General features: G+C 73.9%; 12 protein-coding genes. 6 read left to right on the forward strand and 6 right to left on the reverse strand.

Features of this window, described 5'->3' with window-relative positions:
• Positions 1 to 16: 16 nt before the first annotated feature.
• Entirely contained in the window at positions 17 to 391 is a 375-nt protein-coding gene (locus Aau02nite_RS36975) for a DoxX family protein (protein WP_212993281.1), read from the reverse strand.
• 99 nt (positions 392 to 490) lie between these two features.
• Between Aau02nite_RS36975 and Aau02nite_RS36980 the strand changes: the two genes are divergently transcribed.
• Positions 491 to 958 carry a MarR family winged helix-turn-helix transcriptional regulator gene (locus Aau02nite_RS36980; RefSeq protein ID WP_212993282.1) on the forward strand — a complete coding sequence of 156 codons (468 nt, stop codon included), beginning with the start codon at positions 491 to 493 and terminating at the stop codon, positions 956 to 958.
• A 111-nt stretch (positions 959 to 1,069) separates the two neighbouring features.
• On the opposite strand, the gene Aau02nite_RS36985 is transcribed toward Aau02nite_RS36980, so the two are convergent.
• Positions 1,070 to 2,728: an FAD-binding dehydrogenase gene (locus Aau02nite_RS36985; RefSeq protein WP_212993283.1), complete on the reverse strand. Its 1,659-nt coding sequence runs from the start codon at positions 2,726 to 2,728 to the stop codon at positions 1,070 to 1,072.
• Positions 2,729 to 2,813: 85 nt separating this feature from the next.
• On the opposite strand from Aau02nite_RS36985, the gene Aau02nite_RS36990 reads away from it, so the two are divergent.
• The gene (locus Aau02nite_RS36990; RefSeq protein ID WP_212993284.1) at positions 2,814 to 4,019 is read left to right on the forward strand and encodes a PucR-like N-terminal domain-containing protein; all 1,206 of its coding nucleotides are present in this window, start codon (positions 2,814 to 2,816) and stop codon (positions 4,017 to 4,019) included.
• Positions 4,020 to 4,051: 32 nt separating this feature from the next.
• Positions 4,052 to 4,543 carry an anthrone oxygenase family protein gene (locus Aau02nite_RS36995; protein WP_246595715.1) on the forward strand — a complete coding sequence of 164 codons (492 nt, stop codon included), beginning with the start codon at positions 4,052 to 4,054 and terminating at the stop codon, positions 4,541 to 4,543.
• A gap of 12 nt (positions 4,544 to 4,555) precedes the next feature.
• Here Aau02nite_RS36995 and Aau02nite_RS37000 read toward each other — a convergent pair whose 3' ends face one another.
• Both Aau02nite_RS37000 and Aau02nite_RS37005 read right to left on the reverse strand, forming a co-directional pair.
• Positions 4,556 to 5,311: a class I SAM-dependent methyltransferase gene (locus tag Aau02nite_RS37000; protein ID WP_212993285.1), complete on the reverse strand. Its 756-nt coding sequence runs from the start codon at positions 5,309 to 5,311 to the stop codon at positions 4,556 to 4,558.
• 51 nt (positions 5,312 to 5,362) lie between these two features.
• Positions 5,363 to 8,071: a GGDEF domain-containing phosphodiesterase gene (locus Aau02nite_RS37005; RefSeq protein ID WP_212993286.1), complete on the reverse strand. Its 2,709-nt coding sequence runs from the start codon at positions 8,069 to 8,071 to the stop codon at positions 5,363 to 5,365.
• 272 nt (positions 8,072 to 8,343) lie between these two features.
• Here Aau02nite_RS37005 and Aau02nite_RS47555 point away from each other — a divergent pair, with 272 nt between their 5' ends.
• Positions 8,344 to 10,155, forward strand: a complete 1,812-nt coding sequence (locus Aau02nite_RS47555; protein ID WP_281421139.1) for a diguanylate cyclase domain-containing protein — start codon at positions 8,344 to 8,346, stop codon at positions 10,153 to 10,155.
• Positions 10,156 to 10,214: 59 nt separating this feature from the next.
• Here Aau02nite_RS47555 and Aau02nite_RS47560 read toward each other — a convergent pair whose 3' ends face one another.
• A complete protein-coding gene (locus Aau02nite_RS47560) occupies positions 10,215 to 11,936 on the reverse strand; it encodes a CBM96 family carbohydrate-binding protein (RefSeq protein WP_281421129.1) in 1,722 nt (573 codons plus the stop codon).
• 261 nt (positions 11,937 to 12,197) lie between these two features.
• Between Aau02nite_RS47560 and Aau02nite_RS37020 the strand changes: the two genes are divergently transcribed.
• Together Aau02nite_RS37020 and Aau02nite_RS37025 are read left to right on the forward strand one after the other, a co-directional pair.
• Positions 12,198 to 13,445, forward strand: coding sequence for a dipeptidase (locus Aau02nite_RS37020; RefSeq protein ID WP_246595717.1), 1,248 nt, complete (start codon positions 12,198 to 12,200; stop codon positions 13,443 to 13,445).
• A 134-nt stretch (positions 13,446 to 13,579) separates the two neighbouring features.
• On the forward strand, positions 13,580 to 14,449 hold the full coding sequence (locus Aau02nite_RS37025) for a polysaccharide deacetylase family protein (protein ID WP_212993289.1): 870 nt from the start codon (positions 13,580 to 13,582) through the stop codon (positions 14,447 to 14,449).
• Here the strand turns inward: Aau02nite_RS37025 and Aau02nite_RS37030 are convergent.
• Positions 14,424 to 15,128 carry a VOC family protein gene (locus tag Aau02nite_RS37030; RefSeq protein WP_212993290.1) on the reverse strand — a complete coding sequence of 235 codons (705 nt, stop codon included), beginning with the start codon at positions 15,126 to 15,128 and terminating at the stop codon, positions 14,424 to 14,426. The two genes, Aau02nite_RS37025 and Aau02nite_RS37030, sit on opposite strands and share 26 nt — an antisense overlap.
• Positions 15,129 to 15,253 lie beyond the last annotated feature (125 nt).

The raw sequence follows: 15,253 nt of genomic DNA on the forward strand, positions 1-15,253 counted from the left end.
CGCGAACTGGATCCGTTCAGAACGCGTACGGTCCGAATCGGCCCCAGGCGACGAAGGCCGCCAGCAGCATCAGCACGATGCTGGGCGGCATGCCCTTGTAGTCGTTCATCCGGGCGTGGGTGATGGCCGCGCCGATCATGACCAGCACCAGGCCGAGCGCGGCGAGCGGCACGAGGATCGGCGCGATGTCCAGCACGGCGGGCAGGATCAGCCCGATCGCGGCGAGCGCCTCGACGGCGCCGATGGCCTTGACCGCGCCGGGCGAGAAGAGGTCGACCCAGGCCATACCGGCCTTCTTGAGGTCCTCCGTGGGCCGCAGCATCTTCATGAGGCCGGAGGCGAGGAAGGCGGCAGCCAGCAGACCGGCGACGATCCACAGCGCGATGTTCATCGGAGAGCCCTTCGAGAGTTGAACGTTCTAGTGGACCGTAGGCCCTGCGACTTGAACGGTCAACCGAAAGTGACGTGAACGTTCAGGTACGATCGCCGGGTGGGCGACGAGGTGAACTGGCTCGACGAGCAGCAGCTGCAGGCCTGGAAGAGATTCGCCGCGCTGCTGGTGGTCCTGCCGGCCACGCTCGACGGCGAGATGCAGCGCCGGGCCGGCATCACCCAGTTCGAGTACGGCGTCATGGCCGGGCTGTCCGAGGCCCCCGGGCGCAGCATGCGGATCAGCGCCCTGGCGGACTTCGCCCAGGGCTCGCTGTCGCGGCTGTCGCACCTGATCAAGCGGCTGGAGCGGCGCGGCTGGGTGCGCCGCGAGCTGGACCCGGCCGACGGCCGCTACACCAACGCGATCCTCACCGACGAGGGCTATGCCAAGATCGTCGAGATCGCGCCGGCGCACGTGGCCGACGTGCGCCGGCTGGTCGTCGACACCCTCACCCCGGCCCAGCTGCGCCAGCTGGGCGAGATCAGCGAGCGGGTGCTGCGCGGCATCGCTCCGGGTCACTGCTGAAGACCGCAACGGTACGGCGAACGGGGCTGACAACCGCACCACCGGCGCAACCGGTCCGGCGGCTCCCGGCGGCGCGCTGACGGGCGCGCCGCCGGCCGGCGATCGGAGGGGTCAGGCGGTCGCCGCGGCTGCGGCTCGGCCGGCGGTGCGGCCGGAGAACAGGCAACCGCCCAGGAAGGTTCCTTCCAGGGAGTTGTAGCCGTGCATGCCGCCGCCGCCGAAGCCCGCCACCTCGCCGGCCGCGTACACGCCGGGCAGGGGTGCACCGTCCGCCTGCAGGACCCGGGCGGAGAGGTCGGTGTGCAGGCCGCCGAGGGTCTTGCGGGTCAGGATGTTGAGCCGGACGGCGATCAGCGGGCCCGCCGCCGGGTCCAGCAGCCGGTGCGGCGTGGCCACCCGGATCAGCCGGTCGCCGCGGTAGCGCCGGGCCCCGTGGATGGCCGTGACCTGCGCGTCCTTGCTGAACGGGTTGGTCAGCTCGCGGTCGCGGGACTCGATCGTGCGGCGTACCGCCGCCAGCTCCAGAGCCGGGCCGTCGCTCTCCGCGGCCAGCTTGTTCATGCCCGCGACCAGTTCGTCCAGCGTCGGCGCCACGACGAAGTCGGCGCCGTGCTTCTTGAACGCCTCCACCGGCGGGGTCGCCCCGGCCCGGGCCCGGCCCAGCACCTGCCGGATGCTCTTGTCCGTCAGGTCGGGGTTCTGCTCCGAGCCCGACAGCGCGAACTCCTTCTCGATGATCTTCTGGGTCAGCACGAACCAGCTGTAGTCGTAGCCGGTGGCCATCAGGTGCTTGAGGGTGCCCAGGGTGTCGAAGCCGGGGAAGAGCGGCGCGGGCAGCCGGCGGCCGGTCGCGTCCAGCCACAGCGACGACGGGCCGGGCAGGATGCGGATGCCGTGCTGCGGCCAGATCGGGTCCCAGTTGCGCAGGCCCTCGACGTAGTGCCACATCCGGTCGGGATTGACGATGCGCCCGCCCGCCGCCTCGGTGATGCCCAGCATCCGGCCGTCCACATGCGCCGGGACGCCCGCGACCATCCGCTCGGGCGGGGCGCCGAGCCGGGCCGGCCAGGCCTTGCGGACCAGGTCGTGGTCGCCGCCGATGCCGCCCGAGGTGACGATCACCGCCTGCGCCGCGTACGCGAAATCGCCGGTCTCCTCCCGCGAGCTGGACCCGCCCCGCCGCACCCCGCTGGCCGCCAGCGTGCGCCCCTGCACCCCGGTGACCACCCCACCGGTCTTGACCAGGCCGTCCACCCGGTGCCGGAAGCCGAAGCGCACCAGGCCCCGCTCGGCCGCCGCGCGCACCCGGCGCTCGAACGGCTCGACCAGGCCCGGCCCGGTCCCCCAGGTGATGTGGAAGCGCGGCACCGAGTTGCCGTGCCCCTCGGCGCTGCCGCCACCACGCTCGGCCCAGCCGACCACCGGAAACAGCCGGTGACCCATGGCGCGCAGCCAGGCCCGCTTCTCGCCGGCGGCGAAGTCGACGTAAGCCCGGGCCCACTGCCGCGGCCAGTGGTCCTCCTCGCGGTCGAACGCCGCGCTGCCCAGCCAGTCCTGCCAGGCCAGGTCGACGGAGTCGCGCACGCCCATCCGCCGCTGCTCCGGCGAGTCCACCAGGAACAGGCCCCCGAACGACCAGAACGCCTGGCCGCCCAGGCTCTGCTCGGGCTCCTGGTCGAGCAGCAGCACCCGGCGCCCCGCGTCGGCGAGCTCCGCCGTCGCCGCCAACCCGGCCAGTCCGGCCCCGACCACGATCACATCTGCGTCCATGCCCTCACGCTAGGCACCGCCATGCCAAGATGGTGGTCCACCGAGGCGGATTTCCGCCCATGCTTTATCACCGGGGTGACAAATCGTGCCGGACACCTTCGCCGACATCGAGCCGCGCGTCGCGGAGTTGCCGGCCGGGGTCGGTGAGCGGTTGCGGGCCGAGCGGGCCGCGTTGCGCGACCGGGTGCTGGGCACGATGCGGGCGGCGATGAGCGGGCAGGGCCGGTCGCTGACCGGCGGCCAGGGGCGCGGGCTCACGCTGGGGGTCGAGACGGCGGTGGACGCGTTCGCCGGGGCGGTGGCCGAGCCGGCCCGGGAGCTCGCGGGCCCCCGGGAGGTGTTCGTCGGGCTGGGCCGCACCGAGTTCCGCGAGGGCCACGACGTCGACGCGCTGCGCTCAATCCTCACCCTGGGCGGGCGCGCCATCTGGGCGTTCCTGGTGGAGCTGGAGCTGCCCCCGGCCGTGCTGTACGTGCTGGCCTCGGCCCTGTTCGGCTTCATCGACGCGCTGGCCGGGGCCGCGGCCGAGGGTTACCTCGACGAGCAGCGCCAACACGCCCGCGACTGGGACACCACCCGGCGGCGGCTGATCACGCTGCTCGTACAGCCGGACCCGCCCGGCGGCGCGGCGATCGCGGCCGCCGCCGACGCGGCCCGCTGGCGGGTGCCCGCCTCGGTGGCGGTGGTCAGCGTGGAGGGCACCGACGGCGAGCAGCTGGCCCGGCGGGCCGGCAGCGGCACGATCGCCACGGTCATCGCCGACGCCACCCGGCTGATCCTGCCGGAGCCGGCGACACCCGGCCGGCTCGCGCATCTGACGGCCGCGCTCGCGGGGCAGCGGGCGGCGCTGGGACCGGCGGTGCCGCTGGGTGCGGCCCGGCTGTCGTACCGGTTGTCGCGGCGGGCCCTGCAACTGCAGCAGCAGGGGGTGTTGCCGGCGGACGGGCTGCTGCCCTGCGACGAGCATCTGGTCACGCTGGTCACCGCGTGGGAGCCGGGGCTCGGTGACCGGCTCGGGCAGCGGTGGCTGGCGCCGCTGCAGCCGCTGGCCACGGCGGAGCGCGAGGTGCTGGCGGCCACTCTGCTGGCGTGGCTGCGGGCTCAGGGGCAGGTGCTCGCCGCGGCGGCCGCGTTACCGGCGCACCCGCAGACGGTGCGGTACAGGATGCGCAAGATCCGGCGGCTGTTCGGCGAATTGCTGGACGATCCGGACGCGCGGCTGGCGTTGCAGCTCGCCCTGCACCGGGAACGCCTGGACGCTCGCGTATGGAGTGTGGAGTCCCGGGGGTAGCCCGCGCGGGGCCGCACCGATTGACTGATCACATGTACGCACTGAGGGTGGCGGCAATCCTGGCGGCGACCATGACGACCGGGCTGATGGCGGGCGTCTACGGCCTGTACCAGCACACCTTCATGCCGGGGCTGGGCAGTACCGACGACCGCACGTTCGTCGGCGCGTTCCAGGCCGTGGACCGGGCGATCATCAATCCCTGGTTCATGACCGGCTTCGCCGGGGCGGTGCTGGGCACGGGCGTGGCCCTCGGGCTCAACACCGATCGGCGCCTGTTGCCGTGGCTGCTCGCGGCGCTCGTCCTCAACGTCCTGGTGGCGGTCATCACCGTGGTGGTCCACGTACCGCTCAACGACGCGCTCAAGGCGGCGGGCGACCCGGACCGGATCACCGACCTGGCCGCGGTCCGGGCCCGCTTCGACACGGCCCGCTGGACGACCTGGAACCTGATCCGCGTGCTGGCCACCACGGCCGCGTTCGGTTGCCTCTGCTGGGCCCTGGTGGGCCGGGGCCAGATCCGGTGACCGCGGCCGGGCTCAGCCCTTGGTGCCGCGGGCCAGCAGGTGGATCGACGCGCCGGCCAGGGCCGTCTCGGCGGCCCGGGCGAGCTCCAGCGCGTGGGCGTTCAGGGCCGGATCACGGCGGGCCCAGGCACCGGCCGGCCCCTCGACCCCGACGACCTCCACGTCGTGCAGCCGGGCGGTCGTGAGCTCGGCCGCCAGTTCCCCGGGGTCGTGCAGGTACGCCACCTCGTCCCAGCTGTCGCCGCCCTCGACGTGCCCGTGCCGCAGCGTCGCCATGGTGTGCCGGTGGCGCGCCGGGTCACCCAGCTCCTCGGCCGCCGCACGGACGAGGATCCGCCCCCAGCGGGACAGTCCCGCGGCGACCACGACGCCGCCGGGCCGCAGGACCCGCGACGCCTCCGCGAGGGCCCGGGCGCGGTCGTCCGCCTCGATCAGGTGGTACAGCGGGCCCAGCATCAGGACGGCGTCGGCCGTCGCGTCACCCGCGGGCAGCCGCCGGGCGTCACCGGCGTACGCCGGCACGCCACGCTCCCGCGCCTGGGCCACGTGTTTGGGAACAGGGTCGTAGAGGGTGACGTCGTACCCGCGGTCGAGCAGATGGCGGGCCTGCCGGCCCGGGCCGCCGCCGACGTCGAGCACCGTGGCCGGCGCCGCCGGTAGCCAGCGCTCCAGCAGCTCGCCGGTCCGGACCCATTCGACCAGGTTGCGGTCGAGGCTCAGCCGGATGTCCTCGTCCCCGGCGGTGTAGTGCCCGACCAGTTCATCCATGCCGTCGATGGTCGGCCGACCACCGGCCGCGGGCAACACCGTTCCCCGGGCTCAGGCCGGGACGGCCAGCGCCCGCACCGAGCCCTCGGCGAGCACCCGGCCCGCCTCCGCCGCGGGCAGCGGGCGGGACAGGAAGAAGCCCTGGGCCAGGTCGCACCCGAGCTCGCGGAGGATCTGCAGCTGGCCGGCGTCCTCGATGCCCTCCGCGACGGTGCTCATGCCGAGGCTGCGGCCCAGCTGCACGATCGTGCGGACCAGCGCCTCGTCCTCGTGGTCCCCGCCGAGGCGGTCCACGAAGGACCGGTCGATCTTGAGGACGTCCATCGGGAAGCGGCCCAGGTACGCCAGCGAGGAGTACCCCGTACCGAAATCGTCCATGGCCAGGGTGACGCCCAGCGCCTTGAGCCGCTGCAGCTGGGTGAGGTTCTCGTCGGTGTCGGTGAGCAGCACGCTCTCGGTCATCTCCAGGCACAGCTGGTCCACCGGCATGCCGGTGGCGGCCAGCACCTCGGCGACCATCGCGGACAGGTCGCCGTGCTCGAACTGGCGCACCGACACGTTGACGGCCATCTTGAGCCGCCGGGTGCTGCCCGCGCCCCAGGCCACCGCCTGCCGGCACGCTTCGGTGAGCACCCAGCGGCCGAGCGGCACGATCAGCCCGGTCGCCTCGGCGATCCCGATGAAGTCCAGCGGGGACACCATGCCCCGGGTCGGGTGGTGCCAGCGGACCAGCGCCTCGAAGCCGACGATCTCGCCGGTCCGCAGGTCGACGGTGGGCTGGTAGTGCAGGGCCAGTTCGTCGCGTTCCAGGGCGAGGCGCAGGTCGGCCTCGAGCTCGAGCCGCTGGACCAGGCCGGCCAGCATCTGCGGGTCGTACGCGGCCAGCGCGCCCCCGCCCGCCTTCTTGGCCCGGTACATCGCCAGGTCGGCGTTGCGTACCAGCTGGTCGATGTCTCCGGCGTCGGCGCCGCAGGCCAGGCCGATGCTGGCGGACACCCGCAGCTCCCGTTCCCCGGCGCGGACCGGCACCTCCAGCACGGCCGCGATCCGGGCCGCCACGGCCTCGGCGTCGGCGCACGCGGTGCCCGACGCGATGACGATGCCGAACTCGTCACCGCCGAAGCGCGCCACGGTGTCGCCCTCGCGGACGGTGGTGCGCAGCCGGGCGGCGATCTCGACGAGCAGGGCGTCGCCGGCGGCGTGCCCGAGACTGTCGTTGATCTCCTTGAAGCCGTCCAGGTCGAGCAGCAGGACCGCGACACCGTCGGCGCCGGGGTCCCGGGCCAGGGCCTCCAGAGCCCGCTCGCGGAACAGCGCCCGGCTGGCCAGCCCGGTCAGCGCGTCGTGGTACGCCTCGTGCACCAGCTGCTCCTGCAGCTCGGTGGCGTCGTGGATGTCGCGGGTGTTGAGCACGTAACCGCGGACCGAGGGGTCGTGCACCAGGTTGGTGATCGTCATCTCGGCGAGCCGGATCCGGCCGTCGGCGTGCCGCAAGGGGACCTCGACCACCACGACGCCCAGCGGGCGGTCGCGGACCGACTCCAGGGCGGCGGCGAGGCCGGGTGCGGCGCGGCGCCCGGCCACGTCGAGCAGCCGCAGGCCGAGCAGCACCCGGGCCGGATAGCCGAAGACCCGCTCGACCGACTCGCTCTGGAACCGGATGGTGGAGTCGGCGTCGATGACCGCGACCGATTCGGAGCTCTGCATCACGAGCGCGCGGAAGCGCAGCTCGCTGGCCTGCAGTTCGGCGGAGCGCCGGGCGACCCGGGCCTCCAGGTGCCGGGTCAGGTGCCGGTTCTCCAGCAGCGTCAGCAGCTGGCGGGCGATGATCAGCACGATGAGCAGGGTGCGGCAGCCGGCGAAGAACGGGTCCGCCTCCCCGGAGACGGCGTAGTACACGACGCTGCAGGCCAGGGCGCTGAGCACGGCCGCGTACGGCAGCAGCACCGCGAACGGCTGCCGGTCCGCCGGCTCCGCGTCCGGATCATGCTGGTCCGGGCCGGTGCCGGGACGCAGGGCAGCCAGCAGGATCAGCGCGAAGCCGGCGAACCAGCCGGTGTCGAGCAGGCCGCCGGAGCGGTAGTCGTCGTGCAGGAAGACGTAGAGGTACACGCTGTCGGTGACGCCCAGGGTCGCCGTCGCCGCCACGATGAGCAGCAGCGTTCCGGTGTCCCGGCCGCCGCGGCGCAGCAGGGCCAGCACGTAGAGAGCCACGGTGACGAGCACGACGTCGCCGATGGGATAGCCGAGCAGCACCGCGCGGCCGAGCCGGCTGCCCGGGTCGGCGGCGAGCAGCGGCTCCAGCACCACGATCCAGCTCACCAGCACCAGCGAGACGGCGATCATCAGCCCGTCGACGATGCTACGGATCCGGTGCGCCACCGGCTGCCGGCCCACCGGTACGGCCAGCAGGCCCGCGGCGACCAGCGGGACCATCGCGAGGTAACCGAGGTCCGGCAGCCCGGGGAACGGCACTGCCCGGCCCTGGACCACCTCGGTGAAGGTCCAGCAGACCTCGCCGGAGCAGTACGCGAGCGTGCCCAGGCCGATCCCGGTCCAGGCCACACCCATCCGGCCGCGGCGGCGCGAGGCGCGGACCAGGCAGGCCACGCCGGCCGCCAGGGTCATCAGGACGGTGCCGATGTCGGAGACGGCCCGGGTGACGGCCTCGCCGCCGAGTCCGGTCGCCAGCCAGGCGGCGAACACGGCGACGCTGAGGCCGGTCATGACGGTGGCGGGAGCCCGGTGCCTGACGATCATCAGACTCCTCCCCCCGCCCGCGGCCACCCCCTGGCGAGGTGACATCGCCGTCGAGATCGGGCGGGTGGGCGGCCACCTGAGAAGTTCGGTGCCGCGGACTCCGCGCCCCTGACGGTGGGCGGCGTCGGTGATCACAGCCGGGCGCGGCCGTGATGTCTCAAGTCCGGGTCCCGCCGAACGATGGACAGGCTGCGACTCCCGTCCGGGAGCGACAGGCTGGAGGCAGGGCGATGGTTCCGCGTACGGGCAGACGGACGGCCCCGCGGGTGCCGATGGCACTGCTGCGGGACCGCGGCATGCAGGCGCTGCTGGCCGTCGCTCTGCTCGGCGTCGCCTGGTACGCCTGGCCCCTGGCCGGGCTGCCCGTCCTGATCGCCGGTTACTGGCCGATCCAGGTGGCCCTGGACGTCGTGCTGGCCGCCGGCTCGTGGCGGGTCTGGCGGCACCCCGCCGCGTCGGCCACCACGCGCCGGTTCTGGCGGGCGATGACGATCGCCGCGGCCCTGTTCACCGTCGGCGACCTCGTGCAGGCCGTGCAGTCGGCGCGCGACCTGACGGTGTCCGGACTGGTCAGCGGCAACGTGCACCTGGTGTTCATCGTCGCCGGGGTCTCGGTGCCGCTGTGGGCGATGCTGACCCACCCGATCCGGGCCACCGGCCGCCAGCGCCTGGTCTTCTGGCTGGACGCGGCCACCGTGATGACCGCCGCCGCCGGTTTCATCTGGTCGTTCATGCTCAGCGCGGTGGTCGGCGCCGCCCTGAGCCTGGTGCTGCTCAACGGCGTGCTCGCGGCCCTCATGCTGATCCTGTTCTTCGGCATCACCAAGCTGATCCTCGGCGGCGAGGCCCCGTTCCGTCCGGTCGCGGCCGGCATCGCCCTGGTCGGCGTGGCGCTGACCGCGCTCGGCGTCGGCGTCGACGGGCTCGCCGCGAGCGCGAACCCGGCGGTGTTCATGCTGTCGAGCTTCGTCCCCTGCGTGATCATGGCGGCCTGCCCGCGGGCCCAGGCGGTGGAGATGGGGCTCGCCGCCACCGCCCCGCAGCGCTCGCGGCGGCGGCCGTTCAGCCTGCTGCCGTACGCGGCGGCGCTGGCCACCTATGCCGCCGGACTGCTCAGCCTGGCCCAGGACGGGCTGTCGGTCCGCAGCTGGGGGCTGGTCCTGGGCTCGCTGCTGGTCACGCTGGTGGTGCTGGGCCGGCAGATCACCTCGTTCGTCGACAACGCGGTGCTGCTGCGCCGGCTCGGCGAGCAGGAGAGCCGGTTCCGTTCGCTGATCGAGCACTCCTCCGACCTGACGGTCATCACCGACCGGCAGGGCCGGATGACGTTCACCAGCCCGGCCGTGACGCGGATGCTGGGGTACGCGCCCGAGGAACTGCTCGGCTCGGGGCTGCGCGACCTGCTGCATCCCGAGGACGTGCCGGCGGCCGCGGCGGGCGGTTCCTGGCAGGGCCGGGTACGGCACAAGGACGGCTCCTGGCGCTGGCTCGACGTGGTGGCCACCGACCGCCACGACGACCCGAGCGTGCGCGGGCTCATCTCCAACGCCCGCGACATCACCGACGCCCGTGCCTTCCAGGAGCAGCTGCACTTCGAGGCCACCCACGACGCGCTGACCGGCCTGGCCAACCGCACCCTGTTCCACCGCCGGATCGCCGACGCGGCCGGGGTCGCCGACGCCGGGGCGCTCACCGGGGTGCTGGCCGTCGACCTCGACGACTTCAAAATCATCAACGACACGCTCGGGCACCACGTGGGCGACCGGGTGCTGGTCACCACGGCCGAACGGCTGCACGGTTGCGTGCGCGCCGGCAGCGACACGGTGGCCCGCCTGGGTGGCGACGAGTTCGCCGTGATCCTGACCGGCACGACGCCGGCCGAGGCCGCGGCCACCGCGCGCCGGATCGTCGCCACGCTCACCGAGCCGGTCACCGTCGAGGGGCACGTGCTGGTCGTGCGGGCCAGCGTCGGTGTCGCCACCGGCCCCGGCGGTCGGGCCCGCACGCTGCTGCGCGCGGCCGACGCGGCGATGTACGAGGCGAAGCGCAGCGGCAAGGGCACGATGGCCGTCGCCGGGAGCTGAACACGGCACGAGCCGCCCGGCAGGCCCGCCGGGCGGCTCGTGAGCACAGTGGACGACGCTCAGCGCAGCTTCACGTCGAAGATCTTGTCCGCGGCCAGCGTACGGAACGCGCTCAGGGCCGTCTTGGTGCTGTCGATGCTGATGTCCCGGTCGCCCTGGTCGTCGCGCTTGGTGTCGAAGTAGACGATCGCCTTGATACCCGGGCGCTTCTTGAGCTCGGGCAGCACACTGCGGAAACCGGCGGCCTTGTCGGTGACCTTGCCGACGCGGTGGTAGACGCCCCACTCGGCAACCATGATCGGCTTGCTCGCGTGCTTGGTGGTGGCCCAGTCGTACCAGCCGAGGCCACCGTTGGCGGGCTTGCGGTCGAGCAGGTCACCGAACATGCCGAAGTGGTAGTAGCCCTTCTCGGCGCTCACGTACGAGTCCAGGCCCATCCAGTCGACGACGTCGTCACCCGGGTAGAGGTCCTTCCACCACGACTGGGCCATCCACTTCTCGTTGCCCATGTATGCCATGACGTTGATCGCGTTGGTGACGCCCTTGGCCCGCAGGCGCAGGATCGTGTGGCGGTACATGGCGGCGAAGTCCTTGGCCTCCCAGCCCGAGCCGGCCTTGGCCACGACGTCGTTCTCCGGCTCGTGGTTGAGCACGAGGAAGAACTTCTCCGGGAAGCTGGTCTTGATCCGGGCGGCGAACCGGTCGATACGGGCGTCCTGCTCACCCTTGGCGACCTTGGCCCAGCTCGAGCCGTACGCGATCTTCCAGTTCAGCAGCAGCACGCGCGGCTTGGCGGCGTCGCGGGCCATGGCCATCTCGGACTTGGTCGGGAACGGCTCGTCACCCTTGTGGTACGCGTGGAAGATGCTCGCGGTGCGGCCGCTGAGCTTCTCCCAGTCCTTGAGCGCCTGGTCGCGCGGCGCGTCGGTGAAGCCACCGGCGGCGGCACCCCACAGCACGCCGCAGCTCGGCACGAGCTTGGCACCGGTGACGCAGTCACCCTTGGGCGGGTCGACCGGGGCGGGCTGCGTGGGGGTGGTCTGGGTGGGGGCGGGCTGGGTCGGCTCCGGCTGGGTGGGGGCGCTCTGGGTGGGGACGGGCTGGCTGGGGGCGGGCTGGGCCGGGGCGGGGGTCGTGGGCTCGGCGGCCGGCGGCGGCATGTCCTCGTCCTCGATCGGCGTGGCCGGCGGCACGGCGGGGGCCGACTGCCCGCCCGCGGTGGTCACCGTCAGCACCGGGCCGCCCCACTTACCCTCGGCGGAGCGCAGCCGGGTGACCGCGTTGGACGCCGACGACCGGACGGCGAAGGAGTAGGTGCCCGGGCCGGTGACCGCGGCGCCGAGGTCGAAGGACAGCTCCTCCGCGCCGGCGGCCGGGGTGACGGACGCGACGACCGCACCGAGCGCGGGGGCGTTGCCGGACGTGAGCGTCTGCTCGGTCCACGCGTTACCGGCGACCCGGCTCACCGAGACCTTGCCGGTGACGTCGCCGACGGTGATCAGCCGCAGCCGGGCCCCGGTGACCTGGGTACCGGCCGGGACCAGGAACTTCAGGAAGGCGATCTTGGCGTCGCCGTCGAGGCGGCCGATCGACAGCTTGTCCTCGGCGCCGAAGGTGGCGTCCTTGCGGCCGCTGGACACGTACGTGTCGTCACCGGCGGTGAGCTTCAGCTCCGGAGCGGCGGCGGCCGCCGCGGGCGCCGTGGCGACCAGCGCGGTGCCGGCACCGGCCACCAGAGCGGCCAGGGCGGTCACGGACTTCTGCAGCTTCTTGCGACGCAATTCGGATCTCCCCCGCATGTGTCCGACCGCGTCTCGGCCGGGCATGCAGCAAAGATTCCGGGGCGTTCGGTGCGCGCACCGTGCCCGTGCGGGTGCCGGCCGGTTGCGAACGAGCCGAACGGCGGGACTTGAGGATTCCGCGGACCGGCCCCCGCGCAATCCGCCCCGGGCCGACCTATGCTCCGGCAGGTGATCATCGTCCGTTCGGACCGGGCCGGCGCCAGCCCCGCCGGCCGCGGCCCACGAGCCTGAGGAGCGCCGGTGTCCGTCGTTGATCTCGCCCTGCAAGCCGCCCCCGTCATCGACGGGCACAACGACCTGCCGATGGCGCTGCGTGAGCGCGCCGGCTACCGCGTCGACGGCCTGGCCGCGGGCCGGCCCGAGTTCCACACCGACATCGCCCGGCTGCGCGCCGGCGGGGTCGGCGGCCAGTTCTGGTCCGTGTACGTGCCCTCGGATCTCAGTGAACCCGAGGCGGTGGCGGCGACCATGGAGCAGATCGACGCGGTGTACCGGCTCGTTGCCGCGTACCCGCGGGACCTGGCCATCGCGTACTCGGCCGCCGACGTGGAGGCGGCTCAGCGCGGGGGCCGGATCGCCTCACTGATCGGCATCGAGGGCGGGCACAGCCTGGCCACCTCGCTCGGCGTGCTGCGGGCCTTCGCGCGCCTCGGGGTGCGCTACGTGACGCTGACCCACAACCACAACACGTCGTGGGCGGACTCGGCCGCAGACGTTCCGGGGGTCGGCGGGCTGGACGACGACGGCCGGGCCATCGTGGCGGAGATGCAGCGCATCGGCGTCCTGGTGGACCTCTCCCACGTCGCCGCCACCACCATGCACGCGGCGCTGGAGGTGGCCACCGCCCCGGTGATCTTCAGCCACTCGTCGGCCCGGGCCGTCACCGGCCACCGGCGCAACGTCGCCGACGATGTCCTGGTCAAGCTGCGGGACAACGGCGGCGTGTGCATGGTCGCGTTCGTACCGGTCTTCGTCTCGGAGCAGGTCGCGGCCTGGAGCGCCGCGGCCGACGCGGAGTGGGAACGGCTCGGGCTGCCGGCCGGGAAGGCTCCCTGGCCCAGCGCTCCCCGGCCCGGCGCTCCCCGATCGGGCCCCGAGGCCGGGCCGGTCCCGACGGCCGGTGGCGGATCGTTCGGCACAGCCCTGCCCGGTGGTGACGTTCCGCCGCCGAAGCCGTTCCGGGCCTGGCTGGCCGCCCATCCCCGGCCGGAGGCGACGATCGCGCAGGTGGCCGACCACGTGGAGCACGTGCGGGCGGTGGCCGGGGTGGATCACGTGGGGCTGGGCGGGGACTACGACGGATGCGACCGGCTGCCGGTCGGGCTCGAGGACGTGACGGGGTACCCGCGGCTGCTGGCCGAGCTGGCCGGGCGGGGCTGGAGCCAGGGGGACCTGGAGAAGCTGACCGGGCGCAACGTGCTGCGGGTCCTGCGGGACACCGAGGCGGCGGCCGAGGAGCCGTTGTGGCCGCTCTCCCCCGCCCGGTAGCAGAGCAGCGCCTCGGCCGAAGGGTGGAGCCGGCCGGAGTGGATCTCCGGCCGGCGCCGGATACCCGTGGCTGACGCCGCCCGCGACGCTCCCTGGGTGCCGCGCACCGCGGCGCGGACACGGGGAGAACGATCATGGCAGCGAGTGTTCGGATCATGCGGCCCAGCCGCCGCGCCGTGCTGCGCGGCGGGCTGCTGGCCCTCGCCGGCGCCGGGGCGGGCGCGCTGGGCGCGAGCGGGTTACCGCGCTGGTGCGGCTGGGACCGGCCCCCGCTCGGTGGCGGCTACGCGGCGGCCGCGGACACCCCGGCCGCGGCCCGGCACGCTGACGTGACCGTGCGGTACTACGCCGAGACCAGCGAACCGCTGGTGGCGTTCACCTTCGACGACGGCCCGGGGCCGCGGTGGACGCCGATGGTGCTGGACACGCTGGAGGCGGCCGGGGTGCCCGCCACGTTCTTCATGGTCGGGCGGCACCTGCGCGAGCACGCCGGGCTGGTCCGGGGGCGGCTGGGCGCGCACGAGGTCGGCAACCACTCCTGGTCGCACGACGACCTGGCCACCCTCGACCTGGCCGGGGTCACCGACGAGCTGACCCGGACCCACGAGGTGATCCACGAGGTCACCGGCCGGGCGCCGGGCCTGATGCGGCCGCCGTACGGGCACCTGGGCGGCTCGACGCTGCTGGCGGCCGACTCGCTGGGCTACGACATCGTGCTGTGGTCGCAGCAGATGCGCGAACGGGCCTTCGCCGCCGACCCGGACGCCCAGGTCCGCGCGATCGTCGACGCGGTCCGCCCGGGCGACATCGTGCTGGCCCACGACGTCGGCGCGGACCGGCGGCTGGTGGCCCTGCGCCGGCTCGGGGCCATGATCGACGGGCTGCGCGAGCGGGGCTTCCGCTTCGCGACGGTCTCCCAGCTCGTCGCGGCGGCGGCCGTCGCCCCGCGGCCGATCGCGGCGGATCCCGTCCGGGCCGTCAGTCGCGGCCCTGCCAGGTCGTGACGCAGGCTTCGTTGTCCTCGCAGTCGGCCAGGATCCAGAAGGACGGCGCCCGGGTCTCGGACAGCAGAGTGCCGCCCGCGCCGAGGGCGGCCCGGATCCGCTGCGGCGCCTCGTCGTGCGGCACCGAGACGTCCAGGTGCAGCCGGTTGCGCTGGGCTCGCGGGCCGCTCAGCTGCTGGAACCAGATCGCCGGGCCCTGGGCGAGCGGGTCCACGATCGGGTCGCCCGGGCCGCCGCCGCCCGGCTCGTCGGCGTAACCGAGCACGGCTTTCCAGAACGGCCGGATCTCCGCGATGTCCAGCGCGTCGATGGCGATCTCCAGGGCCTGCACCGACCGCCGGCCGTCGGCGTCCGGCTCCAGCGGCAGGCCCATCTCCGCCGCGGCGGTGGCTATCGTGCGGGCGTGGGTGAGTTCCCGCCCGGTCAGCCCGGCCGGGTCGGGCGGATGCAGGACCAGTTCCAGCCGGCCGGGACGCAGATCGAGGCGCAGGCACCCGTCAGCGGCGGTGCCGCAGGCCCGGATCAGCTCGGTGGCGACCTCGGCGACCTGCCACAGCGGGCCGAGCCGGATCGAGGCGCGCAGGGTGCCCAGGACGTACCGCCAGCCCAGGTCGCCGACCGCCGCCGTGATGTGGCCCGCGCTGAGCACGACGTCGTCGTCGCTCGTCTCCCTGGTCATCCCGGCATGCTCTCATCCCGGCCGGTCGCCCCGGGGCCGGACCCGGGCCGCGGTCAGCCCGGCTCGCACCAGCCGGCATCGGTCCGGACCGGGTCCGGTCCGGGCCGGCAGCCGGCCGGACCGCG

Source organism: Actinoplanes auranticolor (assembly GCF_018332655.1).
In the GTDB taxonomy this organism is placed as follows: domain Bacteria; phylum Actinomycetota; class Actinomycetes; order Mycobacteriales; family Micromonosporaceae; genus Actinoplanes; species Actinoplanes auranticolor.

Bases quoted from the DNA above. Each gene is read 5' to 3' on its own strand.
- Aau02nite_RS37005 (WP_212993286.1), bottom strand. From the start codon at position 8,071: ATGATCGTCAGGCACCGGGCTCCCGCCACCGTCATGACCGGCCTCAGC.
- Aau02nite_RS36985 (WP_212993283.1), bottom strand. From the start codon at position 2,728: ATGGACGCAGATGTGATCGTGGTCGGGGCCGGACTGGCCGGGTTGGCG.
- Aau02nite_RS37000 (WP_212993285.1), bottom strand. From the start codon at position 5,311: ATGGATGAACTGGTCGGGCACTACACCGCCGGGGACGAGGACATCCGG.
- Aau02nite_RS37030 (WP_212993290.1), bottom strand. From the start codon at position 15,128: ATGACCAGGGAGACGAGCGACGACGACGTCGTGCTCAGCGCGGGCCAC.
- Aau02nite_RS47555 (WP_281421139.1), top strand. From the start codon at position 8,344: ATGGCACTGCTGCGGGACCGCGGCATGCAGGCGCTGCTGGCCGTCGCT.
- Aau02nite_RS37025 (WP_212993289.1), top strand. From the start codon at position 13,580: ATGGCAGCGAGTGTTCGGATCATGCGGCCCAGCCGCCGCGCCGTGCTG.
- Aau02nite_RS36975 (WP_212993281.1), bottom strand. From the start codon at position 391: ATGAACATCGCGCTGTGGATCGTCGCCGGTCTGCTGGCTGCCGCCTTC.
- Aau02nite_RS36995 (WP_246595715.1), top strand. From the start codon at position 4,052: ATGTACGCACTGAGGGTGGCGGCAATCCTGGCGGCGACCATGACGACC.